At 66.1% G+C, this 21,149-nt stretch carries 24 protein-coding genes; 8 read left to right on the top strand and 16 right to left on the bottom strand.

Annotated elements, in window-relative coordinates:
* Window positions 1-244, top strand: a 244-nt coding sequence (locus EEB15_RS33855) for a hypothetical protein (protein ID WP_199236662.1), incomplete at its 5' end; no start/stop codon positions are given.
* On the opposite strand, the gene EEB15_RS29155 is transcribed toward EEB15_RS33855, so the two are convergent.
* The 5 genes from EEB15_RS29155 to EEB15_RS29135 are packed head-to-tail and all read right to left on the bottom strand — an operon-like array spanning window position 245 to window position 4,438.
* The gene (locus tag EEB15_RS29155) at window positions 245-1,021 is read right to left on the bottom strand and encodes an MBL fold metallo-hydrolase (RefSeq protein ID WP_141513486.1); all 777 of its coding nucleotides are present in this window, start codon (window positions 1,019-1,021) and stop codon (window positions 245-247) included.
* An 18-nt stretch (window positions 1,022-1,039) separates the two neighbouring features.
* Window positions 1,040-2,122 (bottom strand): outer membrane protein assembly factor BamC, encoded by a 1,083-nt coding sequence (gene bamC, locus EEB15_RS29150; RefSeq protein ID WP_141513485.1) that lies wholly within the window; start codon window positions 2,120-2,122, stop codon window positions 1,040-1,042.
* Window positions 2,123-2,163: 41 nt separating this feature from the next.
* Window positions 2,164-3,051, bottom strand: a complete 888-nt coding sequence (gene dapA, locus EEB15_RS29145; RefSeq protein ID WP_141513484.1) for a 4-hydroxy-tetrahydrodipicolinate synthase — start codon at window positions 3,049-3,051, stop codon at window positions 2,164-2,166.
* A gap of 32 nt (window positions 3,052-3,083) precedes the next feature.
* Entirely contained in the window at window positions 3,084-3,620 is a 537-nt protein-coding gene (locus tag EEB15_RS29140) for a bifunctional 2-polyprenyl-6-hydroxyphenol methylase/3-demethylubiquinol 3-O-methyltransferase UbiG (protein WP_141513483.1), read from the bottom strand.
* Between the two features lie 5 nt (window positions 3,621-3,625).
* Window positions 3,626-4,438: an SDR family oxidoreductase gene (locus EEB15_RS29135; RefSeq protein ID WP_141513482.1), complete on the bottom strand. Its 813-nt coding sequence runs from the start codon at window positions 4,436-4,438 to the stop codon at window positions 3,626-3,628.
* A gap of 57 nt (window positions 4,439-4,495) precedes the next feature.
* Here EEB15_RS29135 and EEB15_RS29130 point away from each other — a divergent pair, with 57 nt between their 5' ends.
* Entirely contained in the window at window positions 4,496-5,092 is a 597-nt protein-coding gene (locus EEB15_RS29130) for a YdeI family protein (RefSeq protein ID WP_141513481.1), read from the top strand.
* Between the two features lies 1 nt (window position 5,093).
* Here EEB15_RS29130 and EEB15_RS34485 read toward each other — a convergent pair whose 3' ends face one another.
* Complete coding sequence (locus EEB15_RS34485) at window positions 5,094-5,225, bottom strand: hypothetical protein (RefSeq protein WP_255466387.1); 132 nt, start codon at window positions 5,223-5,225, stop codon at window positions 5,094-5,096.
* A 3-nt stretch (window positions 5,226-5,228) separates the two neighbouring features.
* A complete protein-coding gene (locus EEB15_RS29125; RefSeq protein ID WP_199236661.1) occupies window positions 5,229-6,452 on the bottom strand; it encodes an MFS transporter in 1,224 nt (407 codons plus the stop codon).
* Window positions 6,453-6,621: 169 nt separating this feature from the next.
* On the opposite strand from EEB15_RS29125, the gene EEB15_RS29120 reads away from it, so the two are divergent.
* The 6 genes from EEB15_RS29120 to EEB15_RS29095 are packed head-to-tail and all read left to right on the top strand — an operon-like array spanning window position 6,622 to window position 14,066.
* Complete coding sequence (locus EEB15_RS29120; RefSeq protein ID WP_199236660.1) at window positions 6,622-8,589, top strand: DNA topoisomerase IV subunit B; 1,968 nt, start codon at window positions 6,622-6,624, stop codon at window positions 8,587-8,589.
* A gap of 12 nt (window positions 8,590-8,601) precedes the next feature.
* Window positions 8,602-9,162 (top strand): GNAT family N-acetyltransferase, encoded by a 561-nt coding sequence (locus EEB15_RS29115; RefSeq protein ID WP_141513479.1) that lies wholly within the window; start codon window positions 8,602-8,604, stop codon window positions 9,160-9,162.
* Window positions 9,159-10,007: a lytic transglycosylase domain-containing protein gene (locus EEB15_RS29110; protein ID WP_141513478.1), complete on the top strand. Its 849-nt coding sequence runs from the start codon at window positions 9,159-9,161 to the stop codon at window positions 10,005-10,007. Before EEB15_RS29115 ends, EEB15_RS29110 begins: the two co-directional genes overlap by 4 nt.
* 54 nt (window positions 10,008-10,061) lie before the next feature.
* Complete coding sequence (locus EEB15_RS29105; protein ID WP_141513477.1) at window positions 10,062-11,204, top strand: diguanylate cyclase domain-containing protein; 1,143 nt, start codon at window positions 10,062-10,064, stop codon at window positions 11,202-11,204.
* A gap of 49 nt (window positions 11,205-11,253) precedes the next feature.
* Complete coding sequence (parC, locus tag EEB15_RS29100; protein WP_141513476.1) at window positions 11,254-13,614, top strand: DNA topoisomerase IV subunit A; 2,361 nt, start codon at window positions 11,254-11,256, stop codon at window positions 13,612-13,614.
* 5 nt (window positions 13,615-13,619) lie between these two features.
* Window positions 13,620-14,066, top strand: coding sequence for a VOC family protein (locus EEB15_RS29095; protein ID WP_141513475.1), 447 nt, complete (start codon window positions 13,620-13,622; stop codon window positions 14,064-14,066).
* Between the two features lie 18 nt (window positions 14,067-14,084).
* On the opposite strand, the gene EEB15_RS29090 is transcribed toward EEB15_RS29095, so the two are convergent.
* From EEB15_RS29090 to EEB15_RS29050, 9 genes are read right to left on the bottom strand one after another with little or no spacing between them, the layout of a single operon-like run.
* Window positions 14,085-14,309: a hypothetical protein gene (locus tag EEB15_RS29090; RefSeq protein ID WP_141513474.1), complete on the bottom strand. Its 225-nt coding sequence runs from the start codon at window positions 14,307-14,309 to the stop codon at window positions 14,085-14,087.
* Window positions 14,306-15,034 (bottom strand): class I SAM-dependent methyltransferase, encoded by a 729-nt coding sequence (locus EEB15_RS29085; RefSeq protein ID WP_141513473.1) that lies wholly within the window; start codon window positions 15,032-15,034, stop codon window positions 14,306-14,308. The genes EEB15_RS29090 and EEB15_RS29085 overlap by 4 nt, the downstream gene beginning before the upstream one ends.
* 21 nt (window positions 15,035-15,055) lie before the next feature.
* A complete protein-coding gene (locus EEB15_RS29080) occupies window positions 15,056-15,469 on the bottom strand; it encodes a PACE efflux transporter (protein ID WP_370283998.1) in 414 nt (137 codons plus the stop codon).
* 17 nt (window positions 15,470-15,486) lie between these two features.
* Complete coding sequence (locus EEB15_RS29075; RefSeq protein ID WP_141513471.1) at window positions 15,487-15,771, bottom strand: hypothetical protein; 285 nt, start codon at window positions 15,769-15,771, stop codon at window positions 15,487-15,489.
* Between the two features lie 24 nt (window positions 15,772-15,795).
* On the bottom strand, window positions 15,796-16,314 hold the full coding sequence (locus EEB15_RS29070) for a GNAT family N-acetyltransferase (protein WP_141513470.1): 519 nt from the start codon (window positions 16,312-16,314) through the stop codon (window positions 15,796-15,798).
* 14 nt (window positions 16,315-16,328) lie between these two features.
* Entirely contained in the window at window positions 16,329-17,303 is a 975-nt protein-coding gene (locus EEB15_RS29065; RefSeq protein ID WP_141513469.1) for a hypothetical protein, read from the bottom strand.
* The gene (locus EEB15_RS29060) at window positions 17,300-18,253 is read right to left on the bottom strand and encodes a hypothetical protein (RefSeq protein ID WP_141513468.1); all 954 of its coding nucleotides are present in this window, start codon (window positions 18,251-18,253) and stop codon (window positions 17,300-17,302) included. Before EEB15_RS29060 ends, EEB15_RS29065 begins: the two co-directional genes overlap by 4 nt.
* Window positions 18,250-20,163, bottom strand: coding sequence for an acetate--CoA ligase family protein (locus EEB15_RS29055; protein WP_141513467.1), 1,914 nt, complete (start codon window positions 20,161-20,163; stop codon window positions 18,250-18,252). Before EEB15_RS29055 ends, EEB15_RS29060 begins: the two co-directional genes overlap by 4 nt.
* A complete protein-coding gene (locus tag EEB15_RS29050; RefSeq protein WP_158290271.1) occupies window positions 20,156-21,049 on the bottom strand; it encodes an ATP-grasp fold amidoligase family protein in 894 nt (297 codons plus the stop codon). Before EEB15_RS29050 ends, EEB15_RS29055 begins: the two co-directional genes overlap by 8 nt.
* Window positions 21,050-21,149: the final 100 nt, after the last annotated feature.

Genomic DNA, 21,149 nt, shown 5'->3' with positions numbered 1-21,149 from the left:
GCTCCCGCACCGGCTCCGGCCCCCGCACCTGACGCTGCTGCTGCTGCCGCTTCCGGCGCCGCCGCTGGCGCTGCTGCTGGTGCCGCCACCGGCGCTGCCGCTGGCGCCGCTGCTGGTGACGCCGCCGCCAAGGCTGCCGCCGACGCTGCGACCGCTGCCGCTTCCGCCAAGAAGTAATCGCATTTCAGCGATCCGCAAAAAAGCCGCCCTCGGGCGGCTTTTTTCTTGGGTCTACCCAAAGTAGCTAACAGGCCAGCCAGCCGCTGCCGTTGGCCGCGTCGGCCACCAGGATGTCGGTGATGCCGCAGCCGAGGGCCGCAGCCAGCGCCGCGCGGGCGAGGTCCGGGCGGTTGTTCTGTTCGCTCAGGTGCGCGGCCACCACCTGCTTCAAGCCCGCGCCCTGAATGGACTGCGCAATCGCGGCCGCGGCTTCGTTCGCGAGGTGCCCGTAGGCGCCTCCGACACGGCGCTTGAGGAAGGGCGGGTAGGTCGACGCCGCGAGCATCTGCGGATCGTGGTTGCACTCGAGGAGCACCGAGCCGCAGCCGGACAACTGCTCCAGCACATGGCTGGTGGCGTGGCCCAGGTCCGTGAGGACGCCCAGGCGCTCGTCGCCGTCGGTGCAGGTCAATTGCAAGGGTTCGCGCGCGTCGTGCGGCACCGTGAACGGCATCACGCGCAAGGCGCCGATCTCGATGGGCTGGGTGTCGTAGGCGATGCGCAGCAGGCCGTTGAAGTCCGGCTCGCCCATCGCGGTGTAGGTGCCGTGGCTCATCCAGATCGGGATGCGCTCTCGCAGTGCGAACTGGCGCGCGCAGCCGATGTGGTCGGCGTGCTCGTGCGTGATGAAGATCGCGTCGATCTGCTCGGCGAGCATGCCGGCCTGGCCCAGGCGCTTGTCAAGTTGCCGGATGCCCAGGCCGCAGTCCACCAGCAGGTGGGTGATCGACGTGCCGCCGCGCGCCTGGATGATGGTGGCGTTGCCGGAGCTGCCGCTGCCCAAGTTCTTGAACCGCAGCACGTCGATTTCTAGTCAGTGTTACTTCAGGTCGTCGGCAATGACCTGGACGATGCGCTGCGCGTTGGCCGAAGTTTCCGGCGCGCCGTTCATGTTCAGCACTGACACTGTGGTCGACTCGCCCTGGCTCTTCAGGCTGATGCGGAACTTGAGCGGCGCAGCCGCCTTTTCCGAGCCGCTGAACAGCTTGGCGAAGAAGCCCTTTTCCTTCTTGTCGGCGCTGGGCTCGACGTAGCGAACGAAGTACGTTCCCTGTGCGCGGTCGCGATCTTCGACGGTGAAGCCTGTGCGATCCAGCGACAGGCCGACACGGCGCCAGGCGCGGTCGAAGCCTTCGTCGATCTGCACGACGGGGGTGCCCGCCACGGTGGCGACGCGCGACGTGGTCTTGCCCGCGCCGGTGGCGACGATGGCCTTGGACTGTTCCTGCGGCACGCCCAGCTTGACCATCAGGCGGCGCAGGAACTCAGCTTCCAGCTCCGGGTCGGTGGGGCGCGGCTGCCAGACGGTCTGGTCCTTCTGCGCGTTGTTGTAGACCTCGATCATGCCGCGATGGCTCACGTAGATCTCGGTGCCGCCGTTGGCGGCGCGCTCCAGGCGCGTGCGAAACTTGTCGCGCTCGGACGTGGAGTACACCGAGTCGATCAGCTTGCCCAGCGTGTTGCGGATGAAGTCCTGCGGGATCTTGGCGCGGTTCTCGGCCCAGTCGGTTTCCATGATGCCGAGGTTGGAGTCGTCCAGCGCCAGCAGGAAGCCGCTTTCCTGCCAGAACTCGCGGACCGGATTCCACAGCTGGTCGGCGGAGCGGTTCACCACGAGCCAGCGCTGTGCGCCGATGCGCTCGATGCGCACGTCGCCCACGGTCGTGGTGGCGGTGGGCAACTGGGGCGCGGCCTGGCCGACCTGGAAGCCGCTGGCCGTCACCACGCCGCTGCCTGGCACGGTGTAGCGGGAATCGCGCGACAGCTGCGTCAGGTCGGGCGGAACTTCGAGCGAGGGCCCCTTGCCGGCGCTCTTGTAGTCGATCTTCTCCGCGTCGAACACCGAACAGGCCGTAAGCGCGGCACAGATCGCCAGCACGCCGAATTTTGCAAATTGCTTCACGTCATCCCCTCAAGGGTTGGGTCTCAAAGAATCGGAACAGGTCAAGCCAGCAGGCCGGCAGCGCGCAGGGCGCCTTCGACCACAGGCTCGTTGGCCGGCGACAGGGGCGTCATCGGCAGGCGCAGCGTGCCGCCGCACAGGCCCATGCGCGCCATCGCCCATTTCACGGGAATCGGGTTGGCTTCCACGAACAGGTGCTTGTGCACCGGCATCAGCTTGCGCTGGATCTCCATCGCGCGCCTGGCGTCGCCCGCCACCGCGGCCACGCACAGCTCGTGCATCAGGCGCGGCGCGACGTTGGCCGTCACGCTCACGTTGCCCTGGCCGCCGCACAGCATCAGCGCCACGGCCGTCGGGTCGTCGCCGGAATAGATGGCGAAGCCCTTGGGCACGTCACGGATCAGCCACTGGGCGCGTTCGATGTTGCCCGTGGCTTCCTTGATGCCGACGATGCCGGGCACTTCGGCCAGGCGCAGCACGGTGTCGTGCAGCATGTCGGCCACGGTCCGCCCGGGCACGTTGTAAAGCACGATCGGCAGGTCGCCCACCGCTTCGGCGATGGCCTTGAAGTGCTGGAACTGGCCTTCCTGCGTCGGCTTGTTGTAGTAGGGCACGACCTGCAGCTGGCAGTCGGCGCCGACCTTCCTGGCGAACTTCGCCAGCTCGATCGCTTCGGCCGTGGAATTGGCGCCGCAGCCGGCCATGATGGGCACGCGCTTATTGGCCTGCTCGACCGACACGCGGATGATTTCCTGGTGCTCTTGCACGTTGACCGTCGGGGATTCGCCCGTCGTGCCGACCACGCCAATGCAGTCCGTGCCTTCGGCGATGTGCCAGTCGATGAGTTTGCGCAGCGCCGGGTAATCGACGCTGCCGTCTTCGTGCATCGGGGTCGCCAGCGCCACGATGCTGCCTGTAATCGGTGTCATGTCCGGGAATTCTCGGGAAAGAGCGATTCTAACTAGAGCGGGTAACGCGCCGTTCGTTCAGCCGGGTGGGGCCTTACGGCCGCGATCCGCTGGACAAAGCGAGCAGGTTCTTCGATGAAGCCGTCTTCATAGGCGACGACTCGCAAGTCCTGGCAGGCCCGCAGCAGTTCCCCGGGTTGCAACAGGAAGTCGGGCCGGGACGGCTTGCCCACCGTTTCGTTGCCGGTCGCGAAGGTTTCGTAGATCAAAGCCCCGCCCGGCGCCACGCTGCTGACGATCTGCGGCAGCAGGGTACGCCACAGGTAGTTGGTGACGACGACGCCCTGGAACGTGCGGCCGGCGAGGGGCCAGGGGCCGTTCTCGATGTCCGCCAGAACGGCGTCGCCCAGGCCGGCTACGGCTTCGATGGCTTCGGGCGACCGATCCACGCCGCTGACCGGGTGCCCACGGCCGGCGAACCAGCGCATGTGCCGGCCATGGCCGCACGCCACGTCCAGCACCGCGCCGCCCGCCGGGATCAGGTGGGACCAGCGCTGGACCCAGGGAGATGGAGATTCGGTTCCGTGCATACGGCTCAGTGCGGCTTGACCTCGTCCTTCAATGCCGCCAATGCCATGCTCTCCACCATCCCCGGCACGATCAGCTTGGCGAAACGCCCCAGCTTGCCCTTCGCGGTCATGACCACCTCGCGCCTGCGCGCGTTCATTCCATCGAGGATGCGCCGCGCGCACTCCTCGACGCTCATCGCGTCGTCTTCTTTCAGGCCGCTGGAGCCGGCCGGCTCGCCTTTCGCGTTGTAGCCGCGGTGCCGGATGCTGGTGGCTACCACGCCGGGGTAGGCGGTGGTGACGCTGACGCCCGCGCTCTTGAGCTCGGCCCGCAGCGCCTCGAAGAAACCGGTCATCGCGAACTTGGTCGCGCTGTAGGCGGTGCGGCCCGGCACGCCGACCAGTCCGGCCAGCGACGACACCGCGACGATGCTGCCTTTGCTGGCCTTCAGGTGAGGCAGGGCGGCGTGCGTGCACCAGACGGCGCCCCACAGGTTGACCTTCATCAGGTTCTCGTACCAGTGCAAGTCTTCGGCTTTGACGTCGCTGAACAGGGCCTGGGCCGAGACGCCGGCATTGTTGATCAGCGCGTCGATGCGGCCGAACTTGGCGACGGCCTGTTCGACCAGGGCCCGGCATTGCGCTTGTTCCGAAACGTTCGCCACCACCACCAGTGTCTGCGCGCCCAGCGCCTGGCACTGCGCCGCCACCTCATCCAGCTTGGCCCGGTTGCGCGCCGCGAGCACCAGACCCGCCTGCGCGCCATGCGCCTTGGCCAGCTGGCGGGCCATTTCGGCGCCGATCCCGTCGGAGGCGCCGGTGATGATGAAGACCTTCATGCGACTGAAATGTACCCCGTTGCCCGCGCGGCCCGGACATGATGCAATCTAGCCGCCATGCCGAAGACCGACCCCCGCATCGACGCCTACATCGCGAAGTCGGCGGATTTCGCGCAGCCCATCCTCGCGCACCTGCGCCAGGTGGTGCACGCGGCCTGCCCGGACACCGAGGAAACCATCAAGTGGGGCATGCCGCACTTCATGCACGGCGGCAAGATCCTGGCCCAGATGGCGGCTTTCAAGGCGCACTGTGCCTTCGGTTTCTGGCAAGACGTGGCGCAAACCGGCAAGAACCGCGAGGCCATGGGCCAGTTCGGCCGCGTCGCGTCGCTGAAGGATTTGCCGGCCAAGGCCGAACTGGTGAAGCTCGTGAAGAAGGTTGCGGCCGTGATCGACTCGGGCGAGAAGCCGGCGCGCGCCGTCAAGTCCGCGCCCAAGGCGCCACCCGAAGTGCCCGACGATTTGTCCGCCGTGCTCAAGCGCAACGCCAAGGCGCGCAAGACGTTCGAGGCCTTCTCACCGTCTCACCAACGCGAGTACATCGAATGGCTGGTGGAGGCCAAGCGGGCCGAGACGCGCGAGAAGCGGCTTGCTCAAGCCATCGAGTGGATGGAAGAGGGCAAGTCGCGGAACTGGAAGTACCAGAACTGCTGACCTAATTGAAGCAGGCCCAGAGCTGGTCCGCGAGCGTCACCAGGATCGTCGGCTGCATGTACAGCGCAAACACAGCCAGCAGCGCCGCGATGGCGCTGGCGTAGGCAAGCAGTTTGCGCGTGCGCAGCTGCATGTTTCAGGCAGGTTGCGGCGCGGTGCCGCGCGCGATTGGCGCTTCCCGCACCGGCAGGTTCACCAGCGCCGCGAAGATGCCCAGCGCGATGGCGATGTACCAGACCACGTCGTAGCTGCCTGTGCGGTCGTACAGGAAGCCGCCCAGCCACACGCCCATGAACGATCCGATCTGGTGGGAGAAGAACACGAACCCGCCCAGCATCGACAAGTGCGCCACCCCGAAGATCTGCGCGATGGTGGCGTTGGTGGGCGGCACCGTGGAGAGCCACAGCAGGCCGATGACGCTGGCGAAGATGTAGACCGACATCGGCGTCAGCGGTGCCCACAGGAACACGGCGATCGCGACCGCCCGCCCCAGGTAGATCGCAGCGAGGATCTTGCGCTTGGCGAGCTTCTGCCCCAGGCTGCCCGCGATGTAGGTGCCGAACACGTTGAACAGGCCGATCAGCGCCAGCGCGTAGCTGGCCACCTGCGGCGACAGGCCCTTGTCCTTGAGGTAGCTGGGCATGTGCACGCCGATGAAGACCACCTGGAAACCGCAGACGAAGTAACCAGCCATCAAAAGCTGGAAGCTCGGGTACTTGAAGGCCTCGCGCAACGCCTGCAGGATGGACTGGTCGCGCGCGGGTGCCGCGCCGCCCGCGAACCCCGGCTCACGCAAGCCGAACGCCAGCGGCGCGATCAGCAGCACGAACACACTCAGCGCCAGCAACGCCTGCTGCCAGCCAAAACCTGAGATGAGGAAGCCTTCCACCGGCACCATCAGGAACTGGCCGAACGAGCCCGCGGCCGCCGCGACACCCATGGCCCATGAGCGCTTGGCCGGATCGATCTGCCGGCCGATCACGCCATAGACGACGGCGTAAGTGGTGCCCGCCTGTGCCGCGCCGAGCAGGACGCCCGCCGTGAGGGTGAAGACGAGCGGCGTGGTGGCCAGGGCCATGCCGGCCAGCCCGGCGCCATACAGAAGCGCGCCGCCGATCAGGACGCGCGACGCGCCGAAGCGATCCGCCACCATGCCCGCGAAGATGCCGAAGATGCCCCACGACAGGTTCTGGATCGCCAGGGCGAACGAGAAGGTCTCTCGCGTCCAGTTCTGCGCCTGCGTGATCGGCTGCAGCCACAGCCCGAAGCCGTGGCGGATGCCCATCGAGAGCGTGACGATCATGGCGCCGCAGATCAGGACCTGGGCCATCGAGAGTTTTTGGGCGGCGGTGGACTGCATCGGTCGAATGTAGCCAAAGGCCATTGCCGGTGCTTGCGAAAGGGCTGACGCTGCCGTTGAAAGTTTTGGGCCGGATTGATGCGGCGCGGGCATCACCGACTCGTGTGCGGCAGTCTTTCTGTACGTTCATACAGTACTTCGTGCAAGCCCGACTACAATGCCCCCTCCCATGGCGACCAAACCCCCCTCAGACTATTCCGAAGGTTCGATCCGCGTGCTCAAGGGCCTGGAGCCCGTCAAGCAGCGGCCGGGCATGTACACGCGCACCGACAACCCGCTGCACGTCATCCAGGAAGTCCTGGACAACGCGGCGGACGAGGCCCTCGCGGGCCACGGCAAACGCATCAAGACCACCTTGCATGCCGACGGCTCGATCAGCGTCGAAGACGATGGCCGCGGCATCCCATTCGGCCTGCACCCGGAAGAAAAGGTGCCGGTCATCGAGATCGTCTACACGCGGCTGCACGCCGGCGGCAAATTCGACAAGGGCAAGGGCGGCGCCTACAGCTTTTCCGGTGGCTTGCACGGCGTTGGCGTGTCCGTCACCAATGCTCTGGCCAAGCGCCTGGAAGTGACGACGCATCGCGAAAGCCAGGTGGCGCGCATCGTGTTCTCCGGCGGCGACGTGATCGAGCAACTGCAGATCCGCAAGGCGGTCGAAGGCGACAGGCGCTCCGGCACCTCGGTGCGCGTGTGGATCGATCCCAAGTATTTCGAGACCGCCCAGTTGCCCATGGCCGAACTGGCCCACCTGCTGCGCAGCAAGGCGGTGCTGATGCCCGGCGTGGTCGTGTCCCTGGTCAACGAGAAGACCAAGGAAACGCAGAGCTGGCAATACAAGGGGGGCCTGCGCGACTACCTGATGCAGACGTTGACGGGCGATCCGGTCATCCCGCTGTTCGAAGGCGAAGGGTTCGCTACGAACAACGACAACTTCGCCGAAGGCGAGGGCGCGCAGTGGTGCGTGGCCTTCACCGAAGACGGCCAGCCGGTGCGCGAGAGCTACGTCAACCTGATCCCCACCAGCGCTGGCGGCACGCACGAGAGCGGCCTGCGCGACGGCCTCTTCAACGCGGTGAAAAGCTTTGTTGACCTGCACTCGCTCCTGCCCAAGGGCGTGAAGCTGCTGCCCGAAGACGTCTTTGCCCGAGCTTCCTATGTGCTGTCGGCAAAGGTGCTGGATCCGCAGTTCCAGGGCCAGATCAAGGAACGGTTGAATTCCCGAGACGCCGTGCGGCTGGTCTCCAGCTTCGTGCGGCCCGCGCTCGAGCTCTGGCTCAATCACCACGTCGAATACGGCCGCAAGCTGGCCGAGCTCGCGATCAAGGCCGCGCAGAGCCGGCAGCGCGCGGGCCAGAAGGTGGAAAAACGCAAAGGCTCAGGTGTCGCCGTGCTGCCGGGCAAGCTCACCGATTGCGAAAGCCGCGACATCTCGCACAACGAAGTGTTCCTGGTCGAAGGCGATTCCGCCGGCGGCAGCGCCAAGATGGGCCGCGACAAGGAAAGCCAGGCCATCCTGCCGTTGCGTGGCAAGGTGCTGAACACCTGGGAGGTCGAGCGCGACCGCCTGTTCGCCAATACCGAGATCCATGACATCGCCGTGGCCATCGGTGTGGACCCGCACGGCCCCAACGACACGCCAGACCTGTCTGGCCTGCGTTACGGCAAGGTCTGCATCCTGTCGGATGCCGACGTGGACGGCTCGCACATCCAGGTGCTGCTGCTCACGTTGTTCTTCCGCCATTTCCCCAAACTCATCGAATCGGGTAATGTCTACGTCGCCAGGCCGCCGCTCTTCCGCGTGGATGCACCGGCCCGCGGGAAAAAGCCGGCTTCCAAGACATATGCACTTGACGAAGGCGAATTGACCGCTATCTTGGACAAGCTGCGCAAGGAAGGCGTGCGCGAAGGGGCCTGGAACATCAGCCGCTTCAAGGGCCTGGGAGAAATGAGCGCCGAACAGCTGTGGGACACGACGCTCAATCCCGACACGCGCCGCCTGCTGCCGGTGCACCTGGGCGCGATGGATTTCGCCGCGACCGAGAACCTGATCACCAAGCTGATGGGCAAAGGCGAAGCCGCCGCCCGCCGCGAACTCATGGAACTTCACGGCGACGCCGTCGAGATCGACGTTTAGACACACTGCCACATGACCGCCGCCAACTTCGCCGCCAGCTCCCCGGACCGCACCACGGCCCGCGTGCGGCTGCGTCCGACGATGACGAGCGATCTGGAGTACGTGCTCTCGCTGGAACAGGACCCGGAGAACCTGGCGTTCATCACGCCCTGGGAGCGTACGCAGCATGAGGCCGCGATCCGCTTCCCGGACTTCCGGCATTTCATCATCGAAGGCGGCGAAGGCCTGGACGCCGTGGGCTTCCTCATCCTGATCGGCTGCCGCAGCCAGCACCAGTCGATCGAGCTGAAGCGCATGGTCGTGCAGGCCAAGGGCTCCGGCTTTGGCCGCGCCGCGCTGCGCGTCGCCAAGAAGGTGGCGTTCGACGACCTGCGCGCGCATCGCTTCTGGCTCGACGTGAAGTCTCGCAACACACGGGCCAAGGCGCTGTACGACAGCGAAGGGTTCGTCGTGGAGGGTACGTTGCGCGACTCGGTCAAGGTGGAGGGCGGTTTCGATTCGCTGATCGTCATGTCGATGCTGCAGCCGGAATTCACGGGCCGCCGCACCCTGGGCCTGGAGCTGCGCGGATGAAGGCCGGCCTGGCGTCCTGGCTGGCCGGCGCCGCGCTGGCGCTGCTGCTCGCGCCGGCCGCGCAGGCCGAGGTGTGGGGTTACGTCGATGCCAAAGGCGTCGCGCACTTCTCTACCGAGAAGGTGGACGAGCGCTACGAATTGTTCTTCCGTGGCGGCGAGAGTTTCGATACCGCGCGCGGCACGGCTCGCGAAAGACACGAGACGGCTCGCGCCGTGGCCGTTCCCACGGCGCCGCGCAAGCTCATCGCGTTTTTTGAGATTTCGCCCAGTTACAAGCAGGTCAAGCACCATCTGCGCGAAGCGTCGAAGCACCACGACATCGACTACGAGCTGCTCCAGGCGTTGATCGCCACCGAGTCGGGCTTCGACGCACTCGCGGTGTCGCCCAAGGGCGCCGTGGGGCTGATGCAGATCATGCCGGCCACCGCCGAGCGCTATGGCGTCACGGGCGATGCCAAGACGCCCGTGGGCAAGAAGCTCTCCGACCCGCGGACCAACGTCAAGACCGGGTCACGGTATCTGCGCTACCTGCTGGACCTGTTCCCCGGCCGCCTGGATCTGGCGCTGGCGGCATACAACGCAGGCGAGGGCGCGGTGCAGCGCGCCGGCAACAAGATACCCAACTACCCCGAGACTCAGAACTACGTAAAGACGGTGATGCAGCTGTACGCCATGCTCAAGCCGCCGTCTGTTTTGGGGGTGGGCCGTGCACCCAGCCGCGTGCGCATGGAACTGCCTGTGGGTGGGGCGGCCGGCCGCGGCAATATGCCCGGCGGCGCGCCGGCGCCCTTGGCGCAGCCCCTCGCCGCAGCGCGTGGCGACATCAAAAGCGATGCCGATTAACGCTGCCGGTCCGCACCGAGCAGTACGTTGCGCGCGGCCAGGAGGGCGCGGCGCATGATCCCTATGCCGTCCGATGCCAACGACCTGGTGGCGCTGGGCGCCTTTGCGGGCGCCCAGGTGCTGGTGGTCTGCTTCAGCGTCATCTTTGCCAACGCCTATCGCGAGCGGGGTTTGATCATGCACGCGGCCGCGACGACCGCGTCCGTCGTTGCGGTGCAGGCGCTCGTGGGCGGGCAGGCTTTTCTCGCCCAGGCCGCGTTGCTGATGGTGATGGCCATCGACGGCATGCAATTGCGCGAGCTGGTCAGCCACGCCGGAGCGCTGCGCAACCTGAGGCGTTGGCTGCTGGCCGTCAGCCTCGGCGTGCTGCCCGCTCTGGCACTGGCGACAGCGTGGGGCTACGGGCACCTGCTGCTTGCGGGCCTTGGTGCATGGGCCGCAGTGGTGATCGTCATCACGCTGCGCGCCTGGCCCCAGAGTCAGCCCTGGGCCCGTTGGCTCGTGGCGGGTCACTTGGCGCTCGGCTGGGGCGTTGCCTGGCTGGGATGGCGATCGCTGGACAGCGAGCCGGATTCGGCGGTTCCGCTGGCGGGCTTGCTGACCGCCTGGGCGGCTGCCGGGTTCCTGGCGTCCACTTGGCGTAGCCGGATCTTCAGCGAAACGCGCGTGCGCGTCGATGCACGCAACACCATCGATCCCCTGACGGGGCTGTCGACGCCGCTGATCTTCTACGAGCGCGTCAAGGGCGTGCGCAACCTCGCCCGCCGCTACGGCCATCCGAGCGTGCTGTTGCTGGTGCACATCGAGAACCTGGACAGCCTGGCCGCCGAATTCGGCGAGGAAGTGGCCCAGTCGGCCGTGCTCGCTTCGGCCAATCGCATCCGCCAGGGCCTGCGGGACGGCGACGTCGCGGCGCGTGTGTCGAATTCGCGCATCGCGGTGCTGGCCGAAGGCATGTCGCTTGCCGAAGGGATGGCCAATGTGGCCAGCCGCATCCTGGTGGCCGGCCTCAAGGAGCCGTTGCCCATGGCCCTCACGGAATTCCTGCACTTTCGCATCGTCCTGGCACTGGTGCCCGTCAATGACACGGCGCCCAAGGCGGTGCTGCAACGCATGGCGGCGAAGCTCGACGAGCAGTTGATGGCGCCCACCGAACGGCGCATCGTTGCCATCACCGCGGAAGAACTGCTCGGCTGAACAGATTCACTTTTCCATCGATCCCCTTTTTTCTCTCTAGCAGTCATTCATGGAGCAAGACCTGATTTCCCTCAAAAGCGGCGACGGCGGCGACGACGCCGACCTGAACCTCGCCTCTTACGCACAGCGCGCCTACCTCGAGTACGCGTTGAGCGTGGTGAAAGGCCGCGCCTTGCCCGACGTGTGCGACGGGCAAAAACCGGTGCAGCGCCGCATCCTCTATTCGATGTCGCGCATGGGCCTGGGCTACACCGGCGCTGGCGGTGCGCGCCCTGTGAAGAGCGCGCGCGTGGTCGGCGATGTGCTGGGCAAGTACCACCCGCACGGCGACCAGGCGGCCTACGACGCGATGGTGCGCATGGCGCAGGATTTCGCGCAGCGCTACCCGCTGATCGACGGCCACGGCAACTTCGGCAGCCGCGACGGTGACGGCGCCGCGGCCATGCGCTACACCGAAGCGCGCCTTTCCCGCATCACCAACCTGCTGCTCGACGAGCTCGACGAAGGCACTGTCGACTTCGCCCCCAACTACGACGGCTCGGAGCAGGAGCCGCGCCAGTTGCCCGCGCGCCTGCCGTTCACGCTGCTCAACGGCGCGAGCGGTATTGCCGTCGGCCTGGCCACCGAGATCCCCAGTCACAACCTGCGCGAGATCGCCGACGCGTGCGTTGCGCTGATCAAGACGCCGAAACTGTCCGACGAAGACCTGTTCGCGATCATCCCCGGCCCGGACTACCCAGGCGGTGGCCAGATCATCAGTCCGGCCTCCGACATTGCCGAGGCGTATCGCACCGGCCGTGGTTCGCTGAAGGTCAGGGCGCGCTGGAAGATCGAAGAACTCGCGCGGGGCCAGTGGCAACTGGTGGTGCAGGAACTGCCCCCCGGCGTGAGCACGCAGAAGGTGCTCGAAGAGATCGAGGAACTCACCAACCCCAAGGTCAAGGCCGGCAAGAAGGCGTTGTCGCAAGACCAGGTGCAGCTGAAGCAGACCGTGCTGGCCGTGCTGGACACTGTGCGCGACGAGTCGAGCAAAGACTCCGCGGTGCGCATCGTCTTCGAGCCCAAGACCAGCCGCATCGAGCAAAGCGAGCTGATCACCTCATTGCTGGCGCACACCAGCCTCGAGACCTCCGCGCCGATCAACCTCACGATGGTGGGCCTGGACGGCAAGCCCGTGCAAAAGTCGCTGCGGCTGATGCTGAGCGAATGGATCGAGTTCCGCCAGGCCACGATCGAGCGCCGCTCGCGCCATCGCCTCGGCAAGGTGCTGGGCCGCATCCACATCCTCGAAGGCCGGCAGCTGGTGCTGCTGAACATCGACGAGGTGATCCGCATCATCCGCCACAGCGACGAGCCCAAGGCCGCGCTGATCGAACGCTTCAAGCTGAGTGACACACAGGCCGAGGACATCCTCGAAATCCGCCTGCGCCAATTGGCGCGGCTGGAAGCGATCAAGATCGAGCAGCAGCTGAAGGAACTGCGCGAAGAGCAGAAGAAGCTGGAAGAAATCCTCGGCAGCCCGGCCGCGCTGCGCCGCCTGATGGTCAAGGAAATCGAGCAGGACGCCAAGCAGTTTGCCGACGCGCGTCGCACGCTGATCCAGGCCGAAAAGAAGGCTGTCGCCGAGATCAAGGTGATCGACGAGCCGGTCACGGTCGTCGTCTCGCAAAAGGGCTGGGTGCGTGCACGGCAAGCACACGGCCACGAAGCAGCCAGCTTCGCGTTCAAGGCTGGCGACGGCCTGTACGCGACCTTCGAGGTGCGTACGGTGGACACGCTGCTGGCCTTCGGCAGCAACGGCCGCGTGTACACGGTGCCGGTGTCCATGCTGCCCGGAGCGCGTGGCGATGGCCAACCGGTGACCACGCTGATCGAGCTGGAGCCGGGCACGCAGTTGATGCACTACTTCGCCGGCGCGCCGAGTGCGTGGCTGCTGCTTTCCGGCTCCGGCGGCTACGGCTTCCTGGCGACGGTCGAGAACATGATGTCGCGCCTGAAGGCCGGCAAGGCTTTCATCAGCTGCGGCGAGGGCGAGACCGTCTGCCGGCCGTCACCCGCCAACGTGCCGGCCCCGGCCGGTGTGGTGCCGTCGGGCCTGTACATGCCGGCCACGCACGTGGCCTGCGCATCGACGGGTGGCCGCATCCTCACTTTCGAGATCGGCGAGCTGAAGCCCATGGCCAACGGCGGCCGTGGCCTGATGCTGATCGATCTCGATCCCAAGGACGCGCTGGCAGGTGCGGCGGCCTACACGCGCAGCGTGAAGATCGTGGGCCAGGGCCGCAGCGGCAAGGACCGCGAGGAGACGCTGGAGATCCGTTCGCTGAACAACGCGCGGCTGCATCGCGGCAAGAAGGGCAAGATGGCCGATCTCGGCTTCAAGCCGACGTCGATCGAGCGTGTAGAGTAGAAGCAATGACCAACGAGACTACCGGGCGCGACGCGCCCCTGCGCCCCTTTCACCTGGCTTTTCCCGTGCACGACCTGGCGGCCGCGCGCGCCTTCTACGGCGGCCTGCTCGGCTGCCCGGAAGGGCGGAGTTCTCCCGACTGGGTCGACTTCAATTTCTACGGCCACCAGATCGTCGCCCACATGGCGCCGGGCGAGACCGGCGCCGCGGCCACCAGCGCCGTCGACGGCCACGGGGTCCCCGTGCGTCACTTCGGCGTGGTGCTCACCATCCCGCAATGGACCGAGCTGGCCGACAAGCTGCGCGCGGCCGGCACGAAATTCGTGATCGAGCCCTATATCCGCTTCAAGGGTGAGCCGGGCGAACAGGCCACGATGTTCTTCCTCGATCCGTCCGGTAATGCCGTCGAGATCAAGGCATTCGCCAGCCTGGAATCGCTGTTCGCGAAGTAGGGTCCGCGACCGGGCGTGTCATTCGATGCGGCGTACGTCGCCGTTGCCCGGCGTGGCGCTTTCGTGGAACAGGTCGAAAAGATACTGTTCCATCTCGTCCACTTCGATGAAGTCCGGCACCACGAAACCGGCCGGGCTGCGCTTGCCGTCCAGCCCCACTGCGTAGGCCTGCCACAGACCCGCCTCGCGCTGGATGAGGACTGTGCGGCCGAAGACGTTGAAGCGGTGAAACGGCGCGCTCATGGTGGCGTGGGCCCGGGCCGTTGCACCAGGTACGTCGCATACACGCCCATCGCATACTTGGCCTCCAGCATGCGGAAACCGGCGCGCTCCAGCAGGCCTTCCATGACCCAGGCGAAGGTGCTGTGCTCTTCCCTCACATGCGTGACGTTCTCGTCGCGGCTGTAGCCACGTTCTTCCTGCATCCAGCGCAGCCACGCATCCACCGTCTGTTTGATCTCGGACGGATGGCATGAATACACGACATCGCGCAGCAGGAGCTTGCCGCCAGGCTTGAGCGCGGCATGGATGCGCTGCAGGGCAACGAGCTTCCAGAAATCGTTCAGGTGATGGAGAGCGTACTGTGTCGTCGCAACGTCCAGGGAAGCCGGTTCCAGCGCAAAACTCAGGAATCCAGCCTGCTGTGTGGTGACGGATGTGGCTCCCAGGTGCGCCGCACGGCGGCGCGTCGCCTCGAGCATCGCCGCCGAGATGTCGATCGCATGCACTGCGCACTGCTTGAGGGAGGCCTGGCAGGCCAGCACGCCCGTACCGCAACCGAAATCGGCCACGGTTTGGCCCGCCTCGACGCCGATTTCCGCGAGCAGGCTTGCCGCGGCCGCGTCGGTCGACTTCTGCCGGGCGTCGTAAGTGGCGACCTGGACCGGATCCGAAAAGTCGACGCCGACGTGCTTGAGGTCGTCGTAGTACCAGTCCGAGGATTCGAGTGATGCGAGGGCAGGGGTCATGGTGAGGTGATGATCGGCTTGCTAGTCCGCATCGCGCCTGGCGGCAGACTCTGGAAGGCCGAACACGCGATCGAAGGTCCAGGTGAAGGCAATGGCATAGAAAAAGAAGAATACCAAGAGTCCGAGATTCGCAAGAAATGCGTCGAAGGCCGAGATGTTCAGCCAGAGCGACATGACCGGGACCAGGATCACCACGAGGCCCCCTTCGAAGCCGATGCCGTGCGCCAGGCGCCTGGCGAACGAACGCCCACGCACCGATTGACGAGACTCCCATCGCTCGAAGATGGCGTTGAAAATGTAGTTCCAGGTGAGGGCAATGCTCGATAGGACGAAGGCCAGCCCCAGCGTGGACGCATGCGGCTTGTCGAAGGCGAAGCTGAGCACCGGGCCCACGAAGGCGATGGCGAAGACCTCATAGAGAAGGGCCTGAAGCACGCGCCTGTTTCTGGGGCTCATGCGATCGCTGACGCGCCAAGAAGAACCAACCAAGCCACGACGATCGCAACGGTCGCAATGCCCGCGGACCACCCAAGCCACCTGCCAAGCGCCCATCGCCGGCGCCAAAGCGCAAGAAAGCAACAGAAGTACACCAGTGACCAAAGAAGCAGCGGGATCAGGAGAAATACGTCTTTCTCTCCCCCGCCGAAATTGAGGTGTCCTTCCATCGTCAGCCAGCCAAAAAGGACCGTGAAGATGAACGGGGCCACGGCCACCAGCAACTTGAGAGGAATGCTCATGTCGGTACCTTGTGCATCGCGCGATCAAGCCAACTGTTGCCCATTCTCGGGCCGGCCGGCCAGCTCACCAAGGCTCGGCTCGGAGAGCCTGAAGCTCAGTCTTTCGAGAACCTGTTGCGCGCCGAGGCTTTCGTAAAAGGCGATGCCCCTCGCGTTCGACGCCTTGACGGGCCAATCGATGCGGCGGCAACCGTTGTCGGCCGCGTACCTCGCAACCCAGGACATCAGCGCTTTGCCGACGCCAAGGCTTCGGGCGGACGAGCGAACGTAAAGCTCTTTCAGCTGGCAATGGCGACGCTGCTCGGGCGCGGGTTCGACCAGCGAGAACGTCAGCGTGATGGCCGCAAAGCCAAGCACTTGGCCTTCACCGTCATGTGCCACGACCAGGCGCAAGGGCGAGTCGGGGCCGAGCAGGTTTTCGAGCAGGTGCGATCGCACCATCTCATGCGGCACCGTCGAGCCTTCGTTGTAATAAGTGTGCAGCTCGCACAGCAGGTCGACGAGCGATTCGTGCTGCGGTGGGGAGACGAGGTTCACTTGCATGCAACAGGCGTCTGTCAGGCCGCGCGCGGAGCCCCGACCGGCTGGCCGGGCTTGACGACCACGCGGCGAGTGAGTCCCGCGCGCGCGATGCCGATCGCCCAGTCTCTGCTTCGACCCACCACGTTGCGGGGCGCGGCCGCCCATGTGGCTGCATGAATGCCGGGGCGCTCTTGCATCGGCGGAAAATCGACACTCCAGTACCGGTACCGCGCGTCGCCGACCGGCATCAGGTTCTGGCGTTCGCGGCGCGGATCGAACAGGCCTGCCACCGGCAGGTGGATGGTGTGGGCGGACTCGGAAAGCCAGGTCGCCAGCCAGGCGAACGAACTGATGGACGGCACCACGCAGCCCGCGTTTCGCATGGTCTGGAAATCTTCGATCGGCGTACCCAATGGCAAGTACCGCGCGAGGGGAAACCGTTGCCGGAGTGCCTGGACGTACGGACCGGGCTGCAGCTGGCCCATGAAGACGGGTCGCTTTCCCTCCGCACGGATGACCGATGCGTAAAAGTCGAAGGGCAGGGGAAAGTAGCCGGGGTGCCTGCCTGACTCGATGTCTTCCGCGCGAACATTGATGAGGACTTCATCATCGCCTACCTGTTGGCCCTGCACATCGGACTTGAACAGCGCCCGGCACTCATCGATCTCCGGGTAGTACTCCACCCGCATGCCCCAGCCCCGGAGGACGATGGCATTGCACAGGCCGGCGCGCAGGCAGTGCGCGATTTCGTCGAGATCGAACAGGTGTCCGTCCAGAACCAGCGGGCTCGTGGGCTGCTTCGGCACGGGTGTGGCGGCACATCCCCACTCGGGCATGCCGGGACCGTGCACCACAGCTCGCGGGCCCAGCCTGCGCTGCAGCTGCGCGGCCAGCATGTACTGGAACATCAGATTGCCGTGCCGGCCCCGCGGCGAGATGATGAGGGGAAAACTGGGTGGCGGGACCATGCGTGGGGCGCGCGATGCCTGGGTGTGGCTCTTGTCGGTCATGCATCGTCGCGCGAAACGAGATAGGCCTCGACTGCCGCCTTCAACTCGCCTGCCGGGTCCTTGAAGCGCAAGGCGTCGCCGTTGCGGTCGACGTCGCGTTGCGGGTCGTAGTCGCGCGGGCCGAGGACGAGCTGGCGCTGTTTAAGCCGGCGGGCTTCCATTGTTCCGTGCCAGAGGTGCAGCACGCGGCCTTCAGCCCAGCCCAAGCGCGCTTGCGAGGGGAGGCAGCGAGCTGCCCATGCGAGGACATCCGCCCGGTGCCCGGGTGAAAAATGGCGATGGAGGAAGAGGTCGTCCAGCGCTCCGTGGATGCCTGCCATCAGCACCAGGTCGCCACCACCGACGATGTTGCCTTCATAGAGCTTGAACTCCGGCAATTCGGCCAATCGCACGGCGGTGGCCAAGCCCGGGTTGCCGGAGAGAGGTGACGCATTGACCCATGTCTGCACCATGACCGGGTCCGTCGTGAAGACCTGATTTCCTTGCGACAGGGCATAAGCCAGCGACGGCATGGAGCGTTCCGGCTCCACCGCCAGCAGCTCGGCGCGCGTGTGGCTTTGTGCAGGCAACGGCGGCAGGTAATCGGCGCGCGAAAAGCACTGGACGACGGGCCAAGCATCGAGCGCGGCCGACGTCCGTTCCGCCCAATCGGCTGCAGCGAAGACCGCGTCGGCGTCGATGATCGCCACGTCGCGGGCGAGCCCCGCTTCGCGAATGTGGGCCAAGCCCCGATTGAGCAGCCGCTCTTTCTGCCACAGCACGTCGCCGCCGTTCACTCGGAGCATCACGTCCGCGTCGCCGGCCGACAGATCGAAGCGTCCGTCCGGCGACCATTCGACAGCGACGAGCGGAACGCCAAGGTACCTGCGAAACCGATCGTAGTTGCGGCGCCGCCGCTGGCCGTGGAACGGGTTGTAGTACGAGGTGAGCGCGATCAGTGGAGCAGTCATGAATGCGATCCGACGGAAACCGTAAACCGCGCCAGGACAGGCGGGTCGATGAGTTCGGCGGTTGCCGCATCGAGCAGCAAATCGCCCGCCATGTGCGGGGCCAACAGTTTCAGGCACGCGTTCAGGCGCGGTACCAGCCCCGGCCCCGGGCCGCACAGTACGCGCACCTGGTCCAGGTGCAACCACGGCAAGCCTTGCTTGAGCACCTCTTCGGTGGTGAGCGCGGCGACCACCGCGGTGGCCTCGCGTTCGAGTTCCGCCGCCATCGCAGCGGCAAACGCGTCGCGGCCCGGCGGGGCGAGCCGTTCATCGTTCAGCCATGTGCCGTCCCGGCGCGTGGACAGCACGCGCTCGCCACGTTGCACCAGCTGCTGCGCCGCCGCGGCCACGCCGGCGTCGCTTTCCAGCGCATCCGACGCGTGCAGGACGAGAACCGTGCGCATGCGGCCGGGTGCGGGCACCATGCGGGCAAGCAGGTCGCGGTAGACGTTTGGCGCGAACTCCGTGTTGATCTGCGGCTGCGAATTCACCTCGCAGATGCCTGCTTTGCAATCCATCCACGACACGGAGATGTCCGGGATGATGAGGTCGATGCCCGCCAGGTCCAGGCGCAGCGCCTGGGTGGCGCGAAGCGCGAGGCGCGCGTTGTCCGGATGGATCTGGTCCATGACGTCGCGGCTGATGCCGCCGGTGGATATGTTTGCGCGCCGCCTCAGCACGACGAATTCGCCGGCGGGCGGCACGCTCCGTGCCGTCATGCCGCGTTCGGCAAGAATCCCCAGCGCTTCCTCGTCCAGCGAAATCATGCTGGTGCGCCGACGGTCCCCGGTGGTCGCCGCGACGGCGGCCCGGATGATTTCCTCCACCGACCGGCGACCGTCCCCGAGCACTCCGCCCGGCTGCCGGCCGATGGCCTTGACGATCTTGCCGTTTTCAACGGTGATGCGATAGTCCTGGCCTTCGATGTGGCTCTCTACCAGGACCTTTCGCGAGACGGCGGCCGCCAGCGCGTAACAGCGCCGCACCTGCTCTTCGGTGCGCAGGCCCGCGTGCACACCTTGCCCGCCATCGCTGTCCTCGGGCTTTACCACGACGGGGTAGCCCAGCGTACGCGCCGCCTGCACCGCTTCCTCCTCGGAATTCACCATCTGGTGTGTGGGCGCAGGCAGGCCGTGCTGCCGCAACAGGGAAGCCGTCAGTGCTTTCGACCGCGCCAGGTTCGCCGCAAGCGCCGGAGTCCACTCCGTCTCCGTGCTTCGAAAGAAGCGCCCATAGGGCCCCGAGCCAACGTAGATGAAACCGCCGGGCAGCCATTGGAGCGGCAACTGCATGTCGGCGCACGCCCGGGCAATGCGCACGGTGTTGACACCGCCGGCCTGCATCTTCGCTTTCAAAGCGTCGCGGGCCGCTATGAGCCGCGGGTTGACGGTGTCGGCGAGAGCACGACGCCGTGCCGGTGGCAAGTTGCTGTGGCCCAAGTTGATGGAAGACACCAGCCACTCCGCGAGCCCCAGGGTGAAATTGGGTAGGCAGCTTGGCAGCGCCAATGAGAACGTCACCGAACCATCCCGGACGACGGCGGGCGCCATTTGCACGCCTGGCTGCGTGACCGGCGAGTACGATGACTTCTCCAACACAGCCAACAGCGCGAGGAACGCATCGATGCCGAAACCCTTGGCCAGGTGCCGCTCTGCGTCAGCCAGGGACAGCCCACCTTCCTCGTGCAGGAAAGGGACCATGGCGCCGGTCTTCCAGCTGGTATTCACCGGCCACCGGACCAACCCAAGCAGCACATACCCGCGCAACCCATAGGCGTGCCCTTGCACCACCTGCCAGCTGGCCGCGAGCGCGACCGGCGTACCGCGGTATTCGACCGCCTGACCGGCGCCCGCGCCGGTCATCTCAGGCATCCGGCAGCCCCCTGTAGTGCCACCAGTCTCCAAGGCGCATGTCCCATTCCGCCGGCTTGAAGTGGATCCATCCCGCGCGGGGCGTGAAAGTGAGTTCGCCGAACCGGATGTCGTTGCCGCAGCAGTAAAAGTCGACACGCACGAAATCGAAGCCGGCCGAGAGCGCCGCGGCGGCCTCGAGCATTTGCGAAAGCACGGCCGGCCGGGGGATGTGGGGCGTCTCGTACCGCTCGCGATAGGTCAACTGCACGGCTTCCCAGTCCGGGGTGAAGAAGCGGTGAATCGTGTGCGAGCGGCTACCCACCTGGGCGAGGCGCGGGACACCATCGAAACAGAAGAAGATGTAGTCGATCGGCCCGTCCGGATGGCCGTCGTCGAGCCGCTCGTCGACCAATAGCCGGCGTGGCACATCCCAATAGTGGAATTCGCGCCGAAACCAGTAATAAGACTGCGACTGCCAGCGAAGCGCCAGCGCCTGCGCCGCTTCGGGTTGGTACGGTGCCGCAAGGCGCGCACCTTTCCCCGAGCCTTCGTTGCACTTCAGCAAGATCTCTGGCGGCAGTCGTTCCCACGGAATCTCCCGCGCGTCGTCGCCCGACCAAAGCACCGGGGTCAAGAACCGCTCGCCCACGCGCCCCGCCACGAAGTCGCGCACCGCAAGCTTGTCGGACAGCCTTGAATAGGTCGGGCACCCTTGTTCGTGCACGTCGAGCATGCGGCAAAACAGCTTTTCCGTGAAGCCGCGCGGATCGCGACGGTTGATCGCACGGCTCTGCTCCGCCTCGAAGTAGGCTTCCAATATCGCGGGACCGCAGGCGACCGCATCCGTCTCACGGCCCTCGGCCCGCAACGCCGACGCGCGGTCCAGCAGGGCGCGCAGCGCCAATGCAGCCTCACTCGTGGGCAGTGGCGGGTTGAAATGGCCATTCGATGACATGCAGTGCGGCGTAGGAACCCGAGGCCCGGTGGAGCCGCCAGGAGGGCGG

It is taken from the genome of Ramlibacter sp. WS9 (assembly GCF_003797765.1).
Classification (GTDB): Bacteria; Pseudomonadota; Gammaproteobacteria; order Burkholderiales; family Burkholderiaceae_C; genus Ramlibacter.
Note: the sequence above shows the minus strand (reverse complement) of the source record. Positions and strands in the feature narration are given on the sequence as shown.

What these genes read in the sequence shown, in the direction of transcription:
- dapA (WP_141513484.1), bottom strand. Translation starts at nt 3,051, where the DNA reads ATGACACCGATTACAGGCAGCATCGTGGCGCTGGCGACCCCGATGCAC.
- EEB15_RS29140 (WP_141513483.1), bottom strand. Translation starts at nt 3,620, where the DNA reads ATGCACGGAACCGAATCTCCATCTCCCTGGGTCCAGCGCTGGTCCCAC.
- EEB15_RS29135 (WP_141513482.1), bottom strand. Translation starts at nt 4,438, where the DNA reads ATGAAGGTCTTCATCATCACCGGCGCCTCCGACGGGATCGGCGCCGAA.
- EEB15_RS29130 (WP_141513481.1), top strand. Translation starts at nt 4,496, where the DNA reads ATGCCGAAGACCGACCCCCGCATCGACGCCTACATCGCGAAGTCGGCG.
- EEB15_RS34485 (WP_255466387.1), bottom strand. Translation starts at nt 5,225, where the DNA reads ATGCAGCTGCGCACGCGCAAACTGCTTGCCTACGCCAGCGCCATCGCG.
- EEB15_RS29125 (WP_199236661.1), bottom strand. Translation starts at nt 6,452, where the DNA reads ATGCAGTCCACCGCCGCCCAAAAACTCTCGATGGCCCAGGTCCTGATC.
- EEB15_RS29120 (WP_199236660.1), top strand. Translation starts at nt 6,622, where the DNA reads ATGGCGACCAAACCCCCCTCAGACTATTCCGAAGGTTCGATCCGCGTG.
- EEB15_RS29115 (WP_141513479.1), top strand. Translation starts at nt 8,602, where the DNA reads ATGACCGCCGCCAACTTCGCCGCCAGCTCCCCGGACCGCACCACGGCC.
- EEB15_RS29110 (WP_141513478.1), top strand. Translation starts at nt 9,159, where the DNA reads ATGAAGGCCGGCCTGGCGTCCTGGCTGGCCGGCGCCGCGCTGGCGCTG.
- EEB15_RS29105 (WP_141513477.1), top strand. Translation starts at nt 10,062, where the DNA reads ATGATCCCTATGCCGTCCGATGCCAACGACCTGGTGGCGCTGGGCGCC.
- parC (WP_141513476.1), top strand. Translation starts at nt 11,254, where the DNA reads ATGGAGCAAGACCTGATTTCCCTCAAAAGCGGCGACGGCGGCGACGAC.
- EEB15_RS29095 (WP_141513475.1), top strand. Translation starts at nt 13,620, where the DNA reads ATGACCAACGAGACTACCGGGCGCGACGCGCCCCTGCGCCCCTTTCAC.
- EEB15_RS29090 (WP_141513474.1), bottom strand. Translation starts at nt 14,309, where the DNA reads ATGAGCGCGCCGTTTCACCGCTTCAACGTCTTCGGCCGCACAGTCCTC.
- EEB15_RS29085 (WP_141513473.1), bottom strand. Translation starts at nt 15,034, where the DNA reads ATGACCCCTGCCCTCGCATCACTCGAATCCTCGGACTGGTACTACGAC.
- EEB15_RS29075 (WP_141513471.1), bottom strand. Translation starts at nt 15,771, where the DNA reads ATGAGCATTCCTCTCAAGTTGCTGGTGGCCGTGGCCCCGTTCATCTTC.
- EEB15_RS29070 (WP_141513470.1), bottom strand. Translation starts at nt 16,314, where the DNA reads ATGCAAGTGAACCTCGTCTCCCCACCGCAGCACGAATCGCTCGTCGAC.
- EEB15_RS29065 (WP_141513469.1), bottom strand. Translation starts at nt 17,303, where the DNA reads ATGACCGACAAGAGCCACACCCAGGCATCGCGCGCCCCACGCATGGTC.
- EEB15_RS29060 (WP_141513468.1), bottom strand. Translation starts at nt 18,253, where the DNA reads ATGACTGCTCCACTGATCGCGCTCACCTCGTACTACAACCCGTTCCAC.
- EEB15_RS29055 (WP_141513467.1), bottom strand. Translation starts at nt 20,163, where the DNA reads ATGCCTGAGATGACCGGCGCGGGCGCCGGTCAGGCGGTCGAATACCGC.